This is a genomic window from Roseibium sp. MMSF_3247 (assembly GCF_030733765.1).
In the GTDB taxonomy this organism is placed as follows: Bacteria; Pseudomonadota; Alphaproteobacteria; order Rhizobiales; family Stappiaceae; genus Roseibium.
Map to the genome: position 1 here is coordinate 1 of NZ_JASHII010000015.1, position 16,615 is coordinate 16,615.

General features: G+C 54.1%; 14 protein-coding genes and 2 pseudogenes. 8 read left to right on the plus strand and 8 right to left on the minus strand.

Translation table 11 applies throughout. The annotated features are described in order from the left end of the window. Positions 1-78: 78 nt before the first annotated feature. The 4 genes and pseudogenes from RBB44_RS24805 to RBB44_RS24820 form a co-directional block, all read right to left on the minus strand. Positions 79-366 (minus strand): annotated as a pseudogene (locus tag RBB44_RS24805) (conjugal transfer protein TrbB); the annotation flags it as partial. Positions 367-1,014: 648 nt separating this feature from the next. Then, positions 1,015-1,461: a MucR family transcriptional regulator gene (locus RBB44_RS24810; RefSeq protein WP_306150517.1), complete on the minus strand. Its 447-nt coding sequence runs from the start codon at positions 1,459-1,461 to the stop codon at positions 1,015-1,017. Positions 1,462-2,755: 1,294 nt separating this feature from the next. Further along, positions 2,756-3,004, minus strand: coding sequence for a hypothetical protein (locus RBB44_RS24815; RefSeq protein WP_306150516.1), 249 nt, complete (start codon positions 3,002-3,004; stop codon positions 2,756-2,758). Between the two features lie 803 nt (positions 3,005-3,807). Further along, complete coding sequence (locus RBB44_RS24820; protein ID WP_306150515.1) at positions 3,808-4,209, minus strand: hypothetical protein; 402 nt, start codon at positions 4,207-4,209, stop codon at positions 3,808-3,810. 858 nt (positions 4,210-5,067) lie between these two features. Between RBB44_RS24820 and repA the strand changes: the two genes are divergently transcribed. From repA to RBB44_RS24845, 5 genes are all read left to right on the plus strand, one after another. Beyond that, a complete protein-coding gene (repA, locus tag RBB44_RS24825; RefSeq protein ID WP_306150514.1) occupies positions 5,068-6,306 on the plus strand; it encodes a plasmid partitioning protein RepA in 1,239 nt (412 codons plus the stop codon). Next, positions 6,306-7,319 (plus strand): plasmid partitioning protein RepB, encoded by a 1,014-nt coding sequence (gene repB, locus RBB44_RS24830; RefSeq protein WP_306150513.1) that lies wholly within the window; start codon positions 6,306-6,308, stop codon positions 7,317-7,319. The genes repA and repB overlap by 1 nt, the downstream gene beginning before the upstream one ends. A gap of 376 nt (positions 7,320-7,695) precedes the next feature. Further along, the gene (gene repC, locus RBB44_RS24835) at positions 7,696-8,967 is read left to right on the plus strand and encodes a plasmid replication protein RepC (RefSeq protein ID WP_306150512.1); all 1,272 of its coding nucleotides are present in this window, start codon (positions 7,696-7,698) and stop codon (positions 8,965-8,967) included. A 91-nt stretch (positions 8,968-9,058) separates the two neighbouring features. Continuing rightward, the gene (locus RBB44_RS24840) at positions 9,059-9,307 is read left to right on the plus strand and encodes a type II toxin-antitoxin system VapB family antitoxin (protein ID WP_306150511.1); all 249 of its coding nucleotides are present in this window, start codon (positions 9,059-9,061) and stop codon (positions 9,305-9,307) included. Next, complete coding sequence (locus tag RBB44_RS24845) at positions 9,304-9,717, plus strand: type II toxin-antitoxin system VapC family toxin (RefSeq protein WP_306150510.1); 414 nt, start codon at positions 9,304-9,306, stop codon at positions 9,715-9,717. Before RBB44_RS24840 ends, RBB44_RS24845 begins: the two co-directional genes overlap by 4 nt. A gap of 45 nt (positions 9,718-9,762) precedes the next feature. On the opposite strand, the pseudogene RBB44_RS24850 reads toward RBB44_RS24845, so the two are convergent. Continuing rightward, a pseudogene (locus tag RBB44_RS24850) lies at positions 9,763-9,936 on the minus strand (recombinase family protein); the annotation flags it as partial. Positions 9,937-10,154: 218 nt separating this feature from the next. On the opposite strand from RBB44_RS24850, the gene RBB44_RS24855 reads away from it, so the two are divergent. Next, complete coding sequence (locus tag RBB44_RS24855; RefSeq protein WP_306150509.1) at positions 10,155-10,403, plus strand: type II toxin-antitoxin system VapB family antitoxin; 249 nt, start codon at positions 10,155-10,157, stop codon at positions 10,401-10,403. Next, entirely contained in the window at positions 10,403-10,807 is a 405-nt protein-coding gene (locus tag RBB44_RS24860) for a type II toxin-antitoxin system VapC family toxin (RefSeq protein ID WP_306150508.1), read from the plus strand. Before RBB44_RS24855 ends, RBB44_RS24860 begins: the two co-directional genes overlap by 1 nt. A gap of 42 nt (positions 10,808-10,849) precedes the next feature. Here RBB44_RS24860 and RBB44_RS24865 read toward each other — a convergent pair whose 3' ends face one another. Next, on the minus strand, positions 10,850-11,779 hold the full coding sequence (locus RBB44_RS24865; RefSeq protein ID WP_306150507.1) for a recombinase family protein: 930 nt from the start codon (positions 11,777-11,779) through the stop codon (positions 10,850-10,852). Positions 11,780-12,061: 282 nt separating this feature from the next. Here RBB44_RS24865 and RBB44_RS24870 point away from each other — a divergent pair, with 282 nt between their 5' ends. Then, on the plus strand, positions 12,062-13,168 hold the full coding sequence (locus RBB44_RS24870; protein ID WP_209181344.1) for an RHE_PE00001 family protein: 1,107 nt from the start codon (positions 12,062-12,064) through the stop codon (positions 13,166-13,168). A 15-nt stretch (positions 13,169-13,183) separates the two neighbouring features. Here RBB44_RS24870 and RBB44_RS24875 read toward each other — a convergent pair whose 3' ends face one another. Together RBB44_RS24875 and RBB44_RS24880 are read right to left on the minus strand one after the other, a co-directional pair. Continuing rightward, on the minus strand, positions 13,184-13,786 hold the full coding sequence (locus RBB44_RS24875) for a poly-gamma-glutamate hydrolase family protein (protein WP_209181343.1): 603 nt from the start codon (positions 13,784-13,786) through the stop codon (positions 13,184-13,186). A gap of 96 nt (positions 13,787-13,882) precedes the next feature. Next, a complete protein-coding gene (locus RBB44_RS24880) occupies positions 13,883-16,528 on the minus strand; it encodes an AAA family ATPase (RefSeq protein WP_209181342.1) in 2,646 nt (881 codons plus the stop codon). Between the last annotated feature and the right edge of the window lie 87 nt (positions 16,529-16,615).

Here is a 16,615-nt window from a genome sequence, read left to right on the forward strand (position 1 = left end):
AGCTTGCGGCCGGACAGATTGCGTGAAAACAGCTGGCGACTGTCGCGCGCCTAAACCTCAAACAACGTGACAGCACTCCTCAAAACGATGGCCTCCTATGGGCAGCTCGCCGGAAATGATCGGCTTCTCAGAGGTGATTTCTGTGCCGAGCGCATGGGCGACCTTGCCTATGATGATCTGGGCGTCATGGGACGTCATCTCGCCGGAGGGTTCCATGCCTATGCCGACGCGTTCGATAAAGAGCTGCCCATCCGGGTTGAGCATGATCTCAACGACGGTATCGTCAGACAGCGCTGACAGGATTTTAGACCCAAGCGCGTCTTGCAGTACGGCAATCAGTCGGCGGCGGCTCTCAACGGTATTCAAAGACCCCTCCCCGGCCGTTTATGGGAAAGGAATAGACGTTATGATTGTATCGCGACGAGACACGGTTTGACGGTCCAGACGCAGGGAGGCGTCCAGGTTCTCCGGTGGTCATTCGGAGGTCCTTTTATATTTAAGAACAATGAGATATGGCTACTGCAATCACATAGAGATTGCGTCGCGAAGGAGCGCAACCCAACATGGAATGTGGCAGCGTATCAAGGTAGAGAAATTGTTTTCCACACCAAAAGCGTGTTTGATTAGCTTTTTAAATAATCCATGGGGTCGGTCAGTTTTTCAAACTTTCGAGTTGGCGCCCAGATCTGGAAGGCTTGCTGCGGGTGAGACGCAATTTGGCAAAGGCCAGTTTGCCGGTATGAGGATGGGGTTGTCGACGACATAAAAAATCAGGTGCATCTCTGCACTTTGACAATAGTTTGTGCAGGTGCCTTGATCGAATATATCGACCTGCTCTTGGCGCAATCGCAAGAGAGATCGCCCAACCATGAGCTTGCAATGGTTCCAGATCAACTGTAGCCAAGTATATGAGCCACTAGCCGCAACCGGCTAATCACATGATTGCGTGGCTATTGATCGCTGACGCCATGGATAACCGAAAGCACATCTTGGAGCTGTTGCGCAATTTGCAGCTTATTTGGCTTTAGCTCGCTTGGACTTTCTCCTCTGCTGGCCCAAGCCCATCTTTTTTGCAAGTTCAGAACGCGCAGCCGCATAGCCAGGAGCAACCATCGGGTAGTCGTGTGGCAGGTTCCACTTGGTACGGTACTCTTCGGGGGTCATATTAAAACGCGTTCGCAGATGGCGCTTTAGAGATTTGAATTTCTGACCATCTTCAAGACAAATTATGTGGCTGTCCGTTACCGACTTCTTGATCGGCACGGCTGGCACGAGTTCTTCTGTAACGGCCCCCTGCCCCGCTTGTACGGCCAAAGCTAGAGCCGAATGAACTGTCGCTATCAAGGTTGCCACATCACCTGACGCAATCGTGTTATTGCTCACATAGGCAGAGACGATGTCCGCAGTCAGATCAACGTATTCATTCTTAATGTGCAGTTGGTTTGGTGAAGTGTCAGGCATCGGGTTCTCGCTGAGCGTTGTAGACGAGGTATTCTCTGTGTGTAATCAGGTTCTGCAAGGAAGTAAATCCGATGGCCTGTTTTCGAGTGGCGAGATTTCGACGGAGCGCTTCCTGGTGTCTGCCGATATCGGTGTCTAGATGATCGATTACTAGTATGGCTACTCCGGCTCGGTTACGACTCCCCTCCCCTCCAGGGATTTAACGGGTGCATTGTTGGAGCGGCACTAACAGAAGAGCGCTGTCCGGGGGTATCTGCACTCATCAACTTGCTTTGGCATGGCTATGAGGTTGAGCTTCGCCGATTATGATTGACTAACTCACCACCAATAATTTTCTGGAAGCGTGGTGCTGGTCCGCCCCCCACGGCCCGACACCGCAGGTATTCGCCGGCAAGTAATTTGAAGGAACTTGTTGCGCTTCTGACTAGAATATAGCAGTTGCTATATTATTGGGGTGTGCCCTTGGGTCAGGCGGCCATCCAAAGGCAGCACAGTGCAAGCAATATAGCAGTTGCTATATGGGGAGCAGCGCAGTCTGAAATGCCCCTCCCCCGAAAGTTGGCTGGGAGGTATAAGTGGAAAACTGCTGCTGTGGCAGGGGGTATTGGTCGATTGACTGGAATGGGATTGTCAGTTGGCAGCAAGTTCTGCCTAGACTATCAGTGATTGGGATGCATACACAAAGCGAGGTCGCGGCGCATGGCGACCCCAAAGCTGTTGTTTGACAGGAGCTTGTATCAGGGTGGACGCCGGCCCATCTCAGCACGCCCTCTGCTGTCAAAAGGCCAACGTTTCATTCTGCGCTTGGCAAGGGGTCATTGTCGCAGGCTGCTTTGAGGTCGGTCGCCGGAACGCTTAAGAAATGGCCCTCTGAACTCGACACTAAAAGAAAGCGATTGACGAAGTTGCCCTGGATATCTCCTTCCGGCATAACACAAGAAATGCAGCCGCGCGGTCCAAGAGCATCCGATTAATGAAGATTGCGTAGGAATTCTGAAAATCTTCTAGCGAGCCAACCAATCAATTACGTTTCCCAGTTCGGTTCTGCTCTAGGGTTTTCAATATTGGCGAGATACTTCAATGTATCTCGGAATAGTTCTGGCAGCCCGGCGACGGCTTTGTCGAATAACACATCAATTGTGTTTCTCACGTCCTGCGGAAATGTGAAGTATGAGCGTTCGATTGCAGTAACAAGTTGGACGAGACCAGGCGCCGCGATCCTATTTCCCTTGACAGCAGTACGGCGCTTACTCCAGCGGAACAGGCTGTCTGTGACGATGCAGACGCCCGTTGCCTATGCAAAACTAATCGTGATCTCAGAATTCGGCGCAAGCTTGAAAAAATTCATAAGCCCACTGCCAGCTCCACCTTCTAACGAGTATTCCTGGAGTGCAGCAAATGGATCATCCTCCCGCATTTGGACGCTGACCTGCATAACCGTCTTGACTTCATCTTCACTGAGATCTGGATTGAAATTTCGTATATCCCTGCGCATCACGTCAAAAGTTATGAGCATGATGCTGCGCTGACCGTCCCCTTTCATTGTCATATGCAGACGGGGGCAACCTAATGGTCGAACTGTGGAGCTTGAGCCCGTGCCATTCTCGTCATCTGCTGGAGAAGTTGGAAGTCGAAGTCGCAGGGGGCGGTATTAAATTGACCAAGCCGAGATCGACGAGGGGCATGACGTCTAGAAAAACTAGTTCAGCTTCAGAAGCTCCTGCCTATAGGCCTTCGGGTTTCCGATCGGACTCATCTCCCTTTTCATTGTTTCGGGTGGGCGAACGGATGCGGCACGATCAGCTCGCCGAAGTGCAGGGGAGCCGCCGAGGCGAAGTCCTTGATCGACGATGCGTGGATCGACCCTGTGTAGATGGCGCGAGCCACGCCGTTTGGCTTGGGCAATAGCGCGAGCAAAATTGTTTCGAGTGGTCACAGCCCTTCATGTAGACTGTAAATCTCACCGATTTTCTCGTCGGTCTGCACGCTGCGAATTTATCGCCAGTCCTTTCTGGACTCAAGCTCCAGCATGTTCATGGTAGCGTATAGAGCATTAGACTGCGCGCGCGAATACTCATCTTGTTCCAAGCCGGGCATAGTGCTTCCGGCTTGGGCTGGCAGTACTTTCTATACGATTTCTCGCGCCCTCATCCGCAATAGTCTCCCGGCCGCAGCGGCCTGTCCAGCAAGCTCTTAATCAAATATTTTGCAGTTCCGCCGTCCTGCCGAACTCATCCTGATGACGGACATCGCTGCTCTCGTACTCAACGAGTATCTCGCCTATGGACTGGAGCATGCCGAACTCAGGCGGCATCAGTGTCTTCCGAAGCTCGCGCCACGGCCACGTTACGGTCTTTTCCGGGCACAGCCATTCTTATGCCCACCGCCAATAAAGCGGCGCGCACGCTTCGTGATGATGAAGTTGATGTTCGTGATTTCCTGCGCTGTGAGCGTTCGCTCGCGGATTACCGCGTCGATCTTGGTTATGAGCTGCCGGTAATTGCGCGCAAAGGTCCTTTTCTGGAGCGTGTCGGTGATCGGTTTCTTCGCATACTCCAGGTTTGTGAGGATCAGGCATTGGTTGCGGTCCATCGGGTAAAGCGTCTGCGATCCCCTGGTGTCGACGTCACCGAAGAAGGTCGAATACAGGTCCGTCTGGCGTAACGCGAAGAAGGTCGGTGTGCTGTTCCATTCGCAATTATTTGGGATTACGCGCCCACCTGGTAAAACTTTCTGGTCCGGTGTCATGTCGACACATGCAAGCGAGTTCCGACTGGTCTCGAATAATCCTGCTTGATACTATAGCGGGAAATAATGGTTGTCTCCTGTAACCGACATATCAATGTCTCTACCTGTTTTCTTTGCCTATCTCGGCGCATGTATAGCATCCGAGTTGCACGTCTCACTCGGATGTGTCTAGGTGCCAGGATCGAGACTGCCGCTGTTTGCGAGGTTGATTGATCGTGCGAAAGGGAACACGGCTCCAATGTCAGGCTAAGAACATGGGGTCCGCAGGAGGCGCTGCTGCAATTTGATTGGACCACAGCGAATGACCGCTCCCCGCGCTCTGTAGGCACTCGCGCGTACTGCATCAAACAGCAGCTTTGCTGCTCGGGCCTAGATCCTACGAGCGATCAGGGTAGGGGTGCTTTTTTGTCGTTCACAACGGATGTTCAGCGTTCGGTGCACAACAAAAATGCCAGGCGTTAAGCCAGGTGATTCTCTCATGGACGATGACAATCACTATGTAATTGCAAAGGGATCCGCGGTTTCCTAGAAAGAATTTGCGAGCCGGGCAATAGATCTGAATGACAACGGTTTCAGTATCGAAAGACTCCAATTCAGTATATTTTTGTCAGATTGAAAACTTGTAAAGTTTTGAAATAATGGGAAAAAACCAAATTCCAAATCGAGTACGCGCGGCATGAACCTGCCTTCCAATCTCGTTCGTTGGCGAAAATAAAACGCGTTGCCGAGCATTTTTCCGCGGTAGAGTAATGCCGTTAGGAAATCGTTAACTTAAAATGCCTTGCAGGTTCGGTTGGAATCCGGCATCCATGACGGAGTAATCCGTAAGAGCGGGTCATAAACCGTCAGAGGGCACCAATGGCCGTTACTGAACAAAGTTCCGGCGGACGCGATACGACCGCCAAGATAGAGAATTTCACGCACAGGCTGTCAGACCGTTTGCAGACTATGCGCGAAATGACTTATCCGCCAGAAGCGCGCAAGGTTTTCGGCAGGACGTTTTCAACGACTGATCTCGTGCGCCTGCTTGGCGTGCCCGAGAGCACGCTTCGCACCCTGACGCTGGAGGGGAAGGGACCCCAACCGCATCGGGCAGACAACAATCGCCGCATCTATACTGTGGATCAGGTCTGGGAGTTGCGCAGCTTCCTTGCGGACCTGCGCCCAGACGATGCCTTGCGCCTGGTACCGCACCGGCGCCTCGGCGAGAAGCTTCAGGTGATCGCAGCGGCGAATTTCAAGGGTGGTAGCTCCAAGACAACGACGTCCGTCCATCTGGCGCATTATCTTGCCCTACAGGGCTATAGGGTTCTTTGCGTTGACCTGGACCCGCAGGCCTCGATGACGACAACGTTTGGCATCCAGCCTGATCGCGACCTGAAGTCAGGGGAGGGGGAAGACGAGCGTACGGACACGGCATACGACGCCCTGCGTTATGACAATTATCGCATTCCTTTCGCCGACGTCATACGCCAAACCTACTTTCCGGGCATCCACCTTGCCTGCGGCAATCTGCGTCTCATGGACTTCGAATACGATACACCGACAGCTTTGGCTGAGCGGCGGACCGATGAACTTGGGCTTTTTTTCCAGCGTCTCGATGCAGTCATCCAATCGGTCGAAGATTGCTATGACATCGTGGTTCTCGATACGCCTCCTTCGCTTGGCTACACCACGATGGCGGCGTTGTATGCAGCTTCTGGTCTTATCATCACTGTCCATCCGGCGATGCTCGATGTTTCATCCTGCTCTCAGTTCTTGAAAATGATTGCCGATGTGACGCATACGCTTTCGGAAGGAGGTGCTGTCTTCGAACACGACTTCACGAAATTCCTGCTGACACGCGTCAATCCTAATGATGGGCCGCAGAAAATCATGTCAGGTACAATGCGGGATCTGTTTGGCACCGATGTCCTTGTTGCAGAAGCGATTGAGTCCACGGCTATCGCATCGGCCGGTGTTGCCAAGAAAAGCCTTTATGAAATCGAGCCTGGCGAAGTCGGTCGCGAAACCTTGAAACGGGCGCTTGAAAGTGCAGACCGAGTGAATGCAGAAATTCTTGACCTGATCAAAAGGGTTTGGGGCAGGGAGGTTTGATGATGAAGAAATCTATCGTCAAAATGATGTCCGATGCTGCCGCCGCAGCAGCAGATGAAAAGAGCGACGTCCAAACGCCGGCGCCGAGCCAAAAGGCGACGACGGCTCCTGTGGTAAATTCTATGGGTCGAGCGCTCTCGCATATGCGTGAGGATAGCATTGTCTCGCTGGATCCTTCCAAAATAGACCCGAGCCCATTTTCCGACCGGTTCGAGACAGATGAAGAGGCAGGTGAAGCTCTTGAGGAGCTTAAGCTATCCATTCAGGACGAAGGCCAAAAGATCCCTGTTCTTGTGCGGCCGCATCCAAGCGAAAGAGACCGGTACCAGCTCGCATACGGCCATCGGCGCTTATTGGCCATTCGGGCACTGATGACTGAAGCTGCTCGGCCCGAGACATTCAAGGTCAAAGCTTATGTCCGAAAGCTGAGCGATGCGGAGCTGATCAAGGAGCAGTCGCTCGAAAACGGCGTTCGCGAAAACCTGACCTTTGCCGAGTTGGTTCTGTGGGCCGAACAGCTCCGTCAGGCGGGGCTCAAGCAACGCGAAATGCAGCCGGTACTTGGCCAGGTTCAAACCGTTATTTCAAATATGCGGAAGATTGCGGACAGCATCCCGCATGACATCATCCGTGCGATCGGCCGCGCCAGAAACGTGGGCCGGCCCGCCTGGCTGGACCTTGCCAAACAATTTGAAAATCCGGGTGCCGAAAAACGCGTCCGTAAGCTCTTGGAAGGCGATGAGTTTAAAACGGCTTCTGCGCAGGACCGAATACTGATGGCATCGCGCGCAGCAAAAGGACGTGAGAAGAATGTAGCGCCTCCTATGGCATCTGTTGTCGATATCGTGTCAAACGGAACGATGTTTGCCAGGATGAAGACTACAGCTTCTGCAACAACGATTTCCATTCCGAAAGCGGAGGCTGATTTCAGCCAATGGCTCGGTGAAAACTTGTTGGAGCTTTACAAGGACTTTCAACAGCAACGGACCGATGAGAACAATTCGGAGTGCTAAAGGAGGCATTTAGGTGACAGAGACATTCATGCCGTGACGGCAATTTTTGTTGGGGAAACTGATCAAAGCGGGTCCCATATTCTCTGCGCAACCGATACGTGAAGTTTCAATCACAATCAAATGGAGGACTTGCAGAACAAGAAATTGGTAAAAAATGAAAAGAGACCGAAACGGCGGCAACCGTTCGATCTCTTTAATCACGGTTCAGCTGGGAAAGCCCAAACAGAAACCTCAACACTTTTCTGTTTTAGGTGAATTCCGAATCACACGCAAGATCCATCTTGTGTGAACAGTGGATTTGTGCCGATTTCCCATCGTTGAACCTCCTGAATTGATCGACGCCGTATGCTGTTAGCGACGGCGAACGGAGGTTTTCATGCCTACTGTTTCGAACGTCTCTTCCTTCAGGAAGGTGACGCCAGGGATTCTTGCATCTCAACGTCTGGCAATGTCCAACGACATCCCAGACATCGGAAAGTCGGAAGTCGCGATCGCTCTGAAGAGGGCTGCTCAGCCTCTCGGCCTTTCGTCTACAGCCTATCATGTGCTCGACATTCTGCTCGGGCTGTCGAAGTCGGAAGACTGGAAAGGCTCGGCCCGGCCGATCGTCGCGATCTCTAACGAAAAACTGGCATCCTATGTCGGCCGGAGCGAGCGCACGGTCATCCGCGCCATCAAGCAGCTCGTCGAAGCGCAGGTTCTGGCCTACCGGGACAGCTCAACAGGACGACGCTGGGTGCACCGGAACGGAACCGGTGACATTACTTTCGCCTACGGGCTTGATTTCACGCCGGCACGCGTCCGCTACTTCGAAATCAAGCGGATGGCGGACGAATGGCAAGCCGAACTCAATGCCAGACGGGAAGCGAAACGCACGGTCACGCGGGTTTCCCGGGCAATTGTCGATATTCTTGACGTCAATTCAGATCCGTCTCTGACCGACTTTCTGGGACAGATGGATGCTATCCTGGCAAATGGCTTGGATGTCCAGGAAAAGGCTATAGCCCTGATGGATCTGTACGATCTCCTCATTGAAGCCGTAGCGGAGGCTCAGACAGCCGAAAAAGCGCCTGAAAACAATAATATGACAGGCGAGCATGACAAAGCTGTCACCCAATTATCTATTACAAACTCACCAGACTCTTGCATAAATAATCGGACATCCGCTACCGCGAATGAAACTTATCCTTCCACTAACGACGCCTACGGCGCCGATATAGCTCCTGAATGGGAGCAAGCGGAACCGGGTGGGGGCAAATCTACCTCCAAACACTCGCAGAACCGCCCAGGTGGAGCGGATTTCCAAAGATCAGCATCCCTGGATGCGGTTTCGATATCCTTACTGGAAAGCGCCTGTACGGCCGTTCAAAGAGATTTTGGGCTATCACTCGGCAGTTGGCCGGAATTGATGTCGGCGGTTGAAGTCATGAGGGTGGGGATTGGCCTCAGCGAATCTGCATATGCAAACGCCTGTGGCCGGCTGGGAAGGCAGGCTGCTGCTGCAGTCCTGGCAGTGGTTGCCGAGAAGGCCCTACGCGATCCGGAGAAAATCAGCTCGCCAGGCGGATATTTCCGGGCGTGCTGCGACCGGGCTGCGGAAGGAAAGCTGGCGCTGGCGAAGTCACTGTTCGGACTGGCCGCGAAATAAGCTCAGTCAGGCGAAGGTGATGGCTTGCCGTCAGCTGCCATCTTGATGGCAAGGCTGCAGTTCGCTATAATTGGAACAAAGGAGATCCATCGTGGCAGAACCTCAACTTTCCGTACGCAGTGCCAAGGCGCGAGACTTGGCTCATCGCCTTGCTCGCCGGGAACACCGTTCAATCGCCGATATCGTCGAACGTGCGCTCGAGGCATACGAAGTGCGGGAGGCCGGCAAGGAACCGGCTGCGGACTTTTACGCTCGTGTTTCAGAAAACTTTGGCGCCGACATAGATCTTGAGGAAGTGATCCGCGAGAACCGTAAGGTCCATCCGGGGCCGGAGCTTTGATTTTCCTAGACACCAATGTGATGTCTGAAACGCTGAAAAAGGCTCCTGAACCGGCAGTGATCGCGTGGCTGGTACGGCATGATGCTGAATTGGTGTTGTCGACGGTTGTCATCGCCGAGATAGCGTTCGGCATACAGAAAATCCGTCCCGATCAGCGCGCCGATCGTCTGGAACAAGGGCTTTCGGACTGGCGGCGCAGATTTGCCGATCGGATCTTTGGACTGACTGAAGCAGCGGCACTGGCATATGGCGACGTCATGGGCGAGGCCACCCGTAAGGGCCGCGGCATGTCCGCACCGGACGGAATGATTGCCGCAATCGCACGTATCAACGGTGGCCGCCTGGCCACGCGAAATCTGAACGACTTTCAGACGACTGGTCTTGAACTTATTTCTCCCTGGGAGTTCTAATTCGGTGAGTAGGACATCGCACGAGGCTGAAGGAAATCGACTGTTTCACTCATCCAAGACTGTCAAAAGACCGGATCTGCGAGCGCGGTCAATTAGGTTTTTGATGGAAGACGGCGACCATTTTGTTCCGCTCCGCGGGGTACGTTCGTGCAGCCGTTCGAGCTGGCTTGGAATATCTCGCAATGTCAGCACCGGATTGGACGAATGGATGCCGGCGAGTGTGGCGGCTATTTCCGCACCATGATCGACAGGGCTGGGGACGGCAAACTCCACCTCCAAAATTTATTGCATGCGCTGCTTTGAGGCGGCGGACGTGCAAGTTGGCTTAAGTGGCACGAAGTTGCGCATTTAGGCCTCTTGCAGAGCAAATGGCGCCTTGCCGATGTAGATCAGAGCATCTACATTAGTTAGTGTATTTATCTACATGAGAAAAAGCCATGGCACTCAACGTCAATAATCAGGAGGCGGATGCGCTGACACGCAAATTCGCCAAGATGACTGGTGTGTCCATCACCGATGCCATCGTCATCGCCATGAAAGAGGCGATCGAGCGACGACGCAATGCCGAGACGCCGCTGGAGACTGCCAGACGGCTCCGCGAAAAGCATGGAATCGCGCTGAGTGATACCGCGCGCGAGCCGCTGCCCAGGGAAGCGTTTGACGAGATGTGGGACGAGCAGCGCTGATGTTTGTCGATGCCTGTGCGATCATCGCACTCCTGTCCGACGAGCGAGAGGCTGAACGTATTTCCGGCGCACTGGCAACAGCCAAGAAGCGATTGACATCGCCTGTCGCGATTCTAGAGGCAGTCATCGGCCTGGCCCGGCCGGATAAATTCAATATGACCGTTAGTTCGGTGGAACTTATCGTGATGGAGTTTTTGGACGAGCGCGGCATAGAGGTTCGAGACCTGCCTCCTGTTAAACGGGCAACGGTTCTCGCGTTGTCGGCTGCGGACAAGTACAGAACCGGAAAGAACAAACTCAATATTGCCGATTGCCTGCACTACGCATGCGCGAAATATTACCGCGTGCCGATCCTGGCCACCGATGACGAGTTTCGCGGCACGGATCTTGAAACAGTTCCATGAAACAGGCATTACATGAACCTGAAGGTCTGAGACTCGACTGGTTTACTCATCCAAGACAGTCAGAAGACCGGATCTGCGAGCGCGATCGATGAGGTTTTTGACGGACGAAGGTGACCATTTCGTTCCACCGCGCGGGGTACGCTCGTGCAGGCGTTCGAGCTGACCGGCGATTTCGCGCAATGTCAGCTCCGGGTTTGACGAATGGATGCCGGCGACCAGCGTCATCAACCGGTCTTCCGGCGGGCGAGGCGGCGATTTTCTGAGCAGGGCCTTGTCCGCCATTCCCTCAGCGACCATCCACTTCACCGCGCGCCGCAGCCGTTCGGGCGTCCAGTCAAATCCACGGTTTTTGAGAAACCGCGCGATATCGTCCCAGGTGTGATCGGGGCGCATGCGCCGGACAATTGGAAGCCATTGACTGGCAGTCGACTGGATGCGAGCGCCATAGGCTGCCTTTTGAGCGGCCGTCATCTTGGCCAGCACTTCAGGTCTGCGCTCTCGAATTCCTGGATTGCCGGGTAACCTCCCCTTGGCCTTAGCAGCCTTGATGCCGGCTTTTGTGCGTTCGGAGATCAGTGCGCGCTCGAACTGTGCAACAGCCCCCAAAACCTGAAGGGAGAACATACCCTGTGGTGTCGAGGTGTCGATCGGGTCGCTGAGTGATCGGAAATGCGCCCCTTTGGCATTCAAATCCTCTATTACTTGCAAAAGATGCGTTACTGAGCGCGCAAGGCGGTCAAGTCTAACGACCACCAGCGTCTCGCCCGCGTTGATGTCCCGAACCAACTTGGCAAGAGCTGGGCGCGCTCGTGACGCACCGGATCCATACTCCTCCACGATCATCTCGCAGCCGGCCGATCGCAGTTCTTGTTCCTGCGCTTCAGTCGCCTGGTCGTCCGTGGAGACGCGCGCATAGCCGATAAGCCGTCCCTCAGGTCGACGAGAAGTGCGATTGTGCGCTGATTTGGCCATTTGGGACGCCTGAGAGCCGATAAGAGAGGAAATTTCCAAATAAAGAACTTACAAATAACTGATCATTTGTAAACGTTTCTTGAGTGTCTTTTCCACGACCTGAAACGTTGAAACCCCAGGAAAACCGGGCACTTTTGTCGACCTGAGCACCGATTGCCAGGCCTTTGTTCAATCCACCATGCGTCAGACTGTATATGAGTGAGCTCGAGTTGAAGGAGTAATCTATGACGGAAGTGAATTTTGTGATAACTTCCGTATGGAAGTCGAAAACACAAAGAAACAATGCCTTATGAAATTGGAAAACTGAACCTCGAGACGCTCTTGACGCCGATATCGGCGGCGGAGGACGCGCTGGCGCGGCTTGATGAGCGTGTTGCCCGATCCGAGGTCGGACAGGGCTTTGCGGAGCGGGCCGATTTCTTCGAAGCGGTCTCCAGCATGTGGGTTGCCGGAGAACTCGTCCATCTGGAAGACCTGGTTCTGCACGATGCCAAGATGGATGTCCGTGCACCGAGCCATGAGCTCGTCATTGCGCACCGGATAGTTCGGGCGAGACGACGGGCAATGAGAAACGATCCGGGCTGGGCGGTCTCGCGATCCGGGATCCTGGCCTTTGCGGGGATTGCCGAGCAGGAGGATCATCTTCCTGGAAAACTCAAGAGGAGAGGGAAGGGGAGGGACCTCGAAACGAACGATCAAGCTCCGCTTCCTCCGGAATTGGCAGGGTTCGACGAGGTGCTTGCGGAAACTAGCTGGCTGGTGGAAGCCGTTCCCCCCGGATCTACCAGAACTCGGCAACCTGAACTCATTGTGGGCGAGTTGGTCATCCGGGATCCTGATTGGGACGAAACCGAACGGATCTCAGAATGGCTCGAGTTGGTCAGAAAAGTTGAAGCGCTTCCGGCGACCCTGGCTGCGGCGGTTCTTTGGGATGGTTGGGAGCAGCTCGAACCGCTGCAGCGGCAGCATTGGCTTGGACAGGTGCTCGTTTCGGATTTCCTAAGATCGCGAGAAAAGGTCCGGTCGCACCTCCTGGCTTACTCCGTGGGGCTACGAGAGATGCCTCGTGAGCGGCGGCGTGTGCGGGGTAGAAAAACCAGGCTGATCGCCTTTCTCGACGCGTTGAGAGCTGCTGCCAGTGCGGGGATGAAGGATATTGATCGCCTGACACTCGCTAAGCGACAACTCGAGCGGCGCGCTGTCGGCAAGAGATCAAACAGCAGCCTGCCGGCTGCGATAGAACTCATACTTTCGCGGCCGATCGTATCTGCGCACATGCTTGCAAAGGCGGCAGAGATCACGCCACGAGGGGCGCTGAACCTAATAGGTGCACTCGGTGTGCGGGAGGTGACGGGGAGGGGACGGTACAGGGCTTGGGGCGTTCTCTAACCGTACGCGAAGCCGCTAGATGAACTCGGATGGTGGCTTTAACAGCGCTGATCTAACCGCTTCGACAAAACTGGCATACTTGGTTTCGTCTTCCTTCATTAATCGACGAAGCCCTGCTTGAATTTCGAGTTGCACTCCTGCGCTGGTGCTTCCACGGTTGCAGATGTTCAACGGCTCCATGCCGCCATATGCTCCCTCAGTGACAACGGTGCTCTCAAAGCCTGAGCCTTGCAGAGCTTCATGAATACGGCCGCGCAGCGCTGCGTCTCGTCCTCCTATCTGCACAGATCTCGCACTCCCCGCCAAACCATGTACAGCAACTACCTTCTCGCAAGGTTCGATCAGTATGAGCGCCCTCTCTTCATCAAAGCGATGCGAGGTGATGTGCAGAACTTTATTCCCTTGTTTCTTAAGGCCGTTGAACGCGTAATAGTTATGATCCGTTCCTGCTATTGATTCCGCGAGTTCAGCAGTGAGCGGTTCAATGCCGCCGCCATGTGGTGCGACGATGGCGACTGTACTCCCGGCCACAGTGCGTGCCGTCACGCTAAAGTCCACGTCTTCTTGCTCATTCTGGCGGAGCGCTTCGAAGTTTTTGTATTCATGTTCGTGCGACATTTGTTCTCCTCCCGAACGGGGTGATTTTCGATCCTTTCGGGAAAGGAATACCATTGCCTCGAGATTGCCCCGTTGGGCAGGATACCTGATGCAAGGCTATTTCTTCGGTTTCATTTGCGGTCTCGCCGCTTCTGCAGCTTGGCTCTCTGCCTTCAGGTCGCTGATAAGTGTTTCAAGCTCAGCGATGTGTTCCATGAATTCTACTGGTGTCGGTACAGGCACCGTGTCGGCAGCAGGGTTGTCATGACTGTGCGTGTTTGCTCGTGTCATTCCCTCGTGAAATCGCACTGCCAACTCGTCTGAAAGACGCACAAAGCGGAGCATTTGGGTTTGGACTACGTCTACTCCACGCTGGACGATGTTGTTAAAGATGACTTCTTCGACGACTCTCTCATAGGTGTCGCGCAGCCTGCCGTAGAGGTTCTTCACGTAGATTTCGTAATCTGCCGGGCTGGACGTGTGCAGCTTCTGCAGCTTCGCAGCGTCGTTCTTAATCCTTCCAATGCGTTTTGTGACGTTCAGTCCTTTCCAGACCATTCCCGCTGGATCAACTTTCCCGGCAGCAGACTTGTCACTAAAAAGGGCAACGGTTTCTGCCTCGATGCCAACCGCATCGGCTGCACGGCAAAGCTCATTAAAGAACGTGATGTCGTGAGTGAATACGATGACCTGGCGAAGAGAGGCTTCCTGTGCAAGCCGCGCCGCAACCTTGGCACTACGGTCGCGATCAAGCGATGAGACTGGGTCGTCGATCACGACTGGTCCGGAGCCGTCTGTTAAGGCAACCTCCGTCAAGAAGCCGGCAAGAGCTAACGCTCGCTGCTCGCCTTCACTAAGAATCTCGGATGTCACCTTTGTTAGTTTGGTCTGTGGGTCGATTTGAAACTCGGCCTTTGTCTGGCTGCTTTTTCGGGCGAGCCCTACCTTTAGGTGCATGATGTCGAAAGTCTCGCGTTCTCCATCAAAATGCGAGGTGACCGCCTTTGTCAGATGGGTATCGACGAGTTCATTTGCGCGCTGTGTAATTCCTCTCGTTTGGAGGTCGGATAACGCCTTTTCAAACGCCGCGTCCATCACCAGAAGATTGCGTCGTGTGGTCAATTTTTCTCTGTTCGCCGCGATTGTCTTCCTGTCCTCAAGCTCGGATTTCTCAGCACTGAGTTTCTCTCTTTCTTCTGAATTTGCCGCTTGGGCCAAAGCTGTCTGCTCGGCTTTGACCTCATTTTCGAACGCGCTGATACCCTCGAGAGGTATTACTAGATCGGGCAAGCCATCAACTTGCTGGCCACTCAGGAGAGCAAGCCTGGCTTCCCGACGCTTCAATACTGATGTCCGAAGCGCTGACAAGCTATCGGCCAGTTGATCACTCCGTTTGCGAACCTGCTCAACGCGATCGGAAAAATCCTCCGCTCCAAGGCAAGCGAGCTGCATCAAGTTTCCGGCAGCCGCAGAGACAGAAGCTTCCAGTTTTTCAGCTGTCGCATCGAGTGTGTCATCCATGTACTTCTGAAACCGCTGCAGTCGAGCACGGCCGTCTTCGGCGAGCGGTTGCTGGCACAACACACATGCAGCGGGTTCATCACCGTCCCCAAGGACCGGAAATTCGCTTTCCGGATAGGCTTCGCTCAAAGAGTAATTGCGGGCGGCCGCCCAGAGCGCCCGCCAGGTCTCACCACCCACGCCCGGAAGCGGCTCATCTGTGAAAAGCGCATCCGCTGCCACTTTCGCCGCTTGGCGCGCAGCATCCGATTCCTCTCTGAGCCTCTTCGATGTTTCGAGGGCAGCGTCATCGAACTCAGCAGCGATTTTGGCACATTCGGCCTTAAGGGCGCTGGTCCAGTTCACCAAAGCGTTCACATCAGCAACTGCCGACGCACCTGCAGATAGCGCCGCCGTTAGATCTCCAAGACGCCTTTCATCCTCTGCAGTAAACGTTGTTGCAGCGACAATTTGATCATCGGTGGTGGTCTTGTTGACCGACCGGTCGAATATTTGCGATTTTGTGTCTCGCTGCGAGGGGAACGACACCGATGACAGACCAACTTTGTCGCCAATAACCTTCGCTCGCTCCCCTTCGAGCTTTTCCTTTAGTTCCATGCAGACGGTGTTGAGTTGGTGGGGGAGGGCTAGGCCAAAAGGGAGGTAGCGGATCTGGTTTCCACCGTCGACGTAAAGCTCTGCGGAAGCCGTGTCGAAAACGGCAACCTGGGTAAGCTCCGGCAGCGCGGTGGAACCTGACGTCCATTGAACTGGCGTGTCGCCAGATCCAGCATCAATTAGAATTTCGGCGGTCTGTGGTCCCGATGAGCCGCCATATACGTCGGATAGGACTTTCAGTTTGGCGACATTCTCCACCCGGGTTCGACACGCAGTGCGCAGGATTCGGACAAATCCGCTCTTGCCGCTTCCGTTGCGTCCGTAGATGACCGTCAGGGAGTTGGGCCCGAAATTGACTGACGCCTTTGGGGTCAAGCGGTTGACGTTTTCAACATTTGCTATCCCCTTTAGGACAATATTCTGTCTTTTTTCTTCGCCGCTGAAATCGGACTTAGCAAACGGAACGGGAGTTGGGGCCGGAGCGGTAAGCTCAAATCCGGCAGCGGATTTGACCATGGCCATCAGATCGTCGAAGTCGGCCTGCGTTAGCTTATTGCTCGTCGCCAACCGCCTGAGAGCGTCGCGCTTCCACGGCGAGAGCTTTGTCGACCATTCCTCGATATCGTCGATCGGTGTATTCGGCATTGTTGGCCCCTAACCAGCAATTGTGAACAAGTGGTTCATTGACACTGACAACCCTGTTGCCTGCCACACGTCTGGTTAGCACAGAAG

What these genes read in the sequence shown, in the direction of transcription:
- RBB44_RS24875 (WP_209181343.1), bottom strand. Translation starts at nt 13,786, where the DNA reads ATGTCGCACGAACATGAATACAAAAACTTCGAAGCGCTCCGCCAGAAT.
- RBB44_RS24855 (WP_306150509.1), top strand. Translation starts at nt 10,155, where the DNA reads ATGGCACTCAACGTCAATAATCAGGAGGCGGATGCGCTGACACGCAAA.
- RBB44_RS24870 (WP_209181344.1), top strand. Translation starts at nt 12,062, where the DNA reads ATGCCTTATGAAATTGGAAAACTGAACCTCGAGACGCTCTTGACGCCG.
- RBB44_RS24810 (WP_306150517.1), bottom strand. Translation starts at nt 1,461, where the DNA reads ATGCCTGACACTTCACCAAACCAACTGCACATTAAGAATGAATACGTT.
- RBB44_RS24865 (WP_306150507.1), bottom strand. Translation starts at nt 11,779, where the DNA reads ATGGCCAAATCAGCGCACAATCGCACTTCTCGTCGACCTGAGGGACGG.
- RBB44_RS24820 (WP_306150515.1), bottom strand. Translation starts at nt 4,209, where the DNA reads ATGACACCGGACCAGAAAGTTTTACCAGGTGGGCGCGTAATCCCAAAT.
- repB (WP_306150513.1), top strand. Translation starts at nt 6,306, where the DNA reads ATGATGAAGAAATCTATCGTCAAAATGATGTCCGATGCTGCCGCCGCA.
- repA (WP_306150514.1), top strand. Translation starts at nt 5,068, where the DNA reads ATGGCCGTTACTGAACAAAGTTCCGGCGGACGCGATACGACCGCCAAG.
- repC (WP_306150512.1), top strand. Translation starts at nt 7,696, where the DNA reads ATGCCTACTGTTTCGAACGTCTCTTCCTTCAGGAAGGTGACGCCAGGG.
- RBB44_RS24815 (WP_306150516.1), bottom strand. Translation starts at nt 3,004, where the DNA reads ATGAAAGGGGACGGTCAGCGCAGCATCATGCTCATAACTTTTGACGTG.
- RBB44_RS24860 (WP_306150508.1), top strand. Translation starts at nt 10,403, where the DNA reads ATGTTTGTCGATGCCTGTGCGATCATCGCACTCCTGTCCGACGAGCGA.
- RBB44_RS24880 (WP_209181342.1), bottom strand. Translation starts at nt 16,528, where the DNA reads ATGCCGAATACACCGATCGACGATATCGAGGAATGGTCGACAAAGCTC.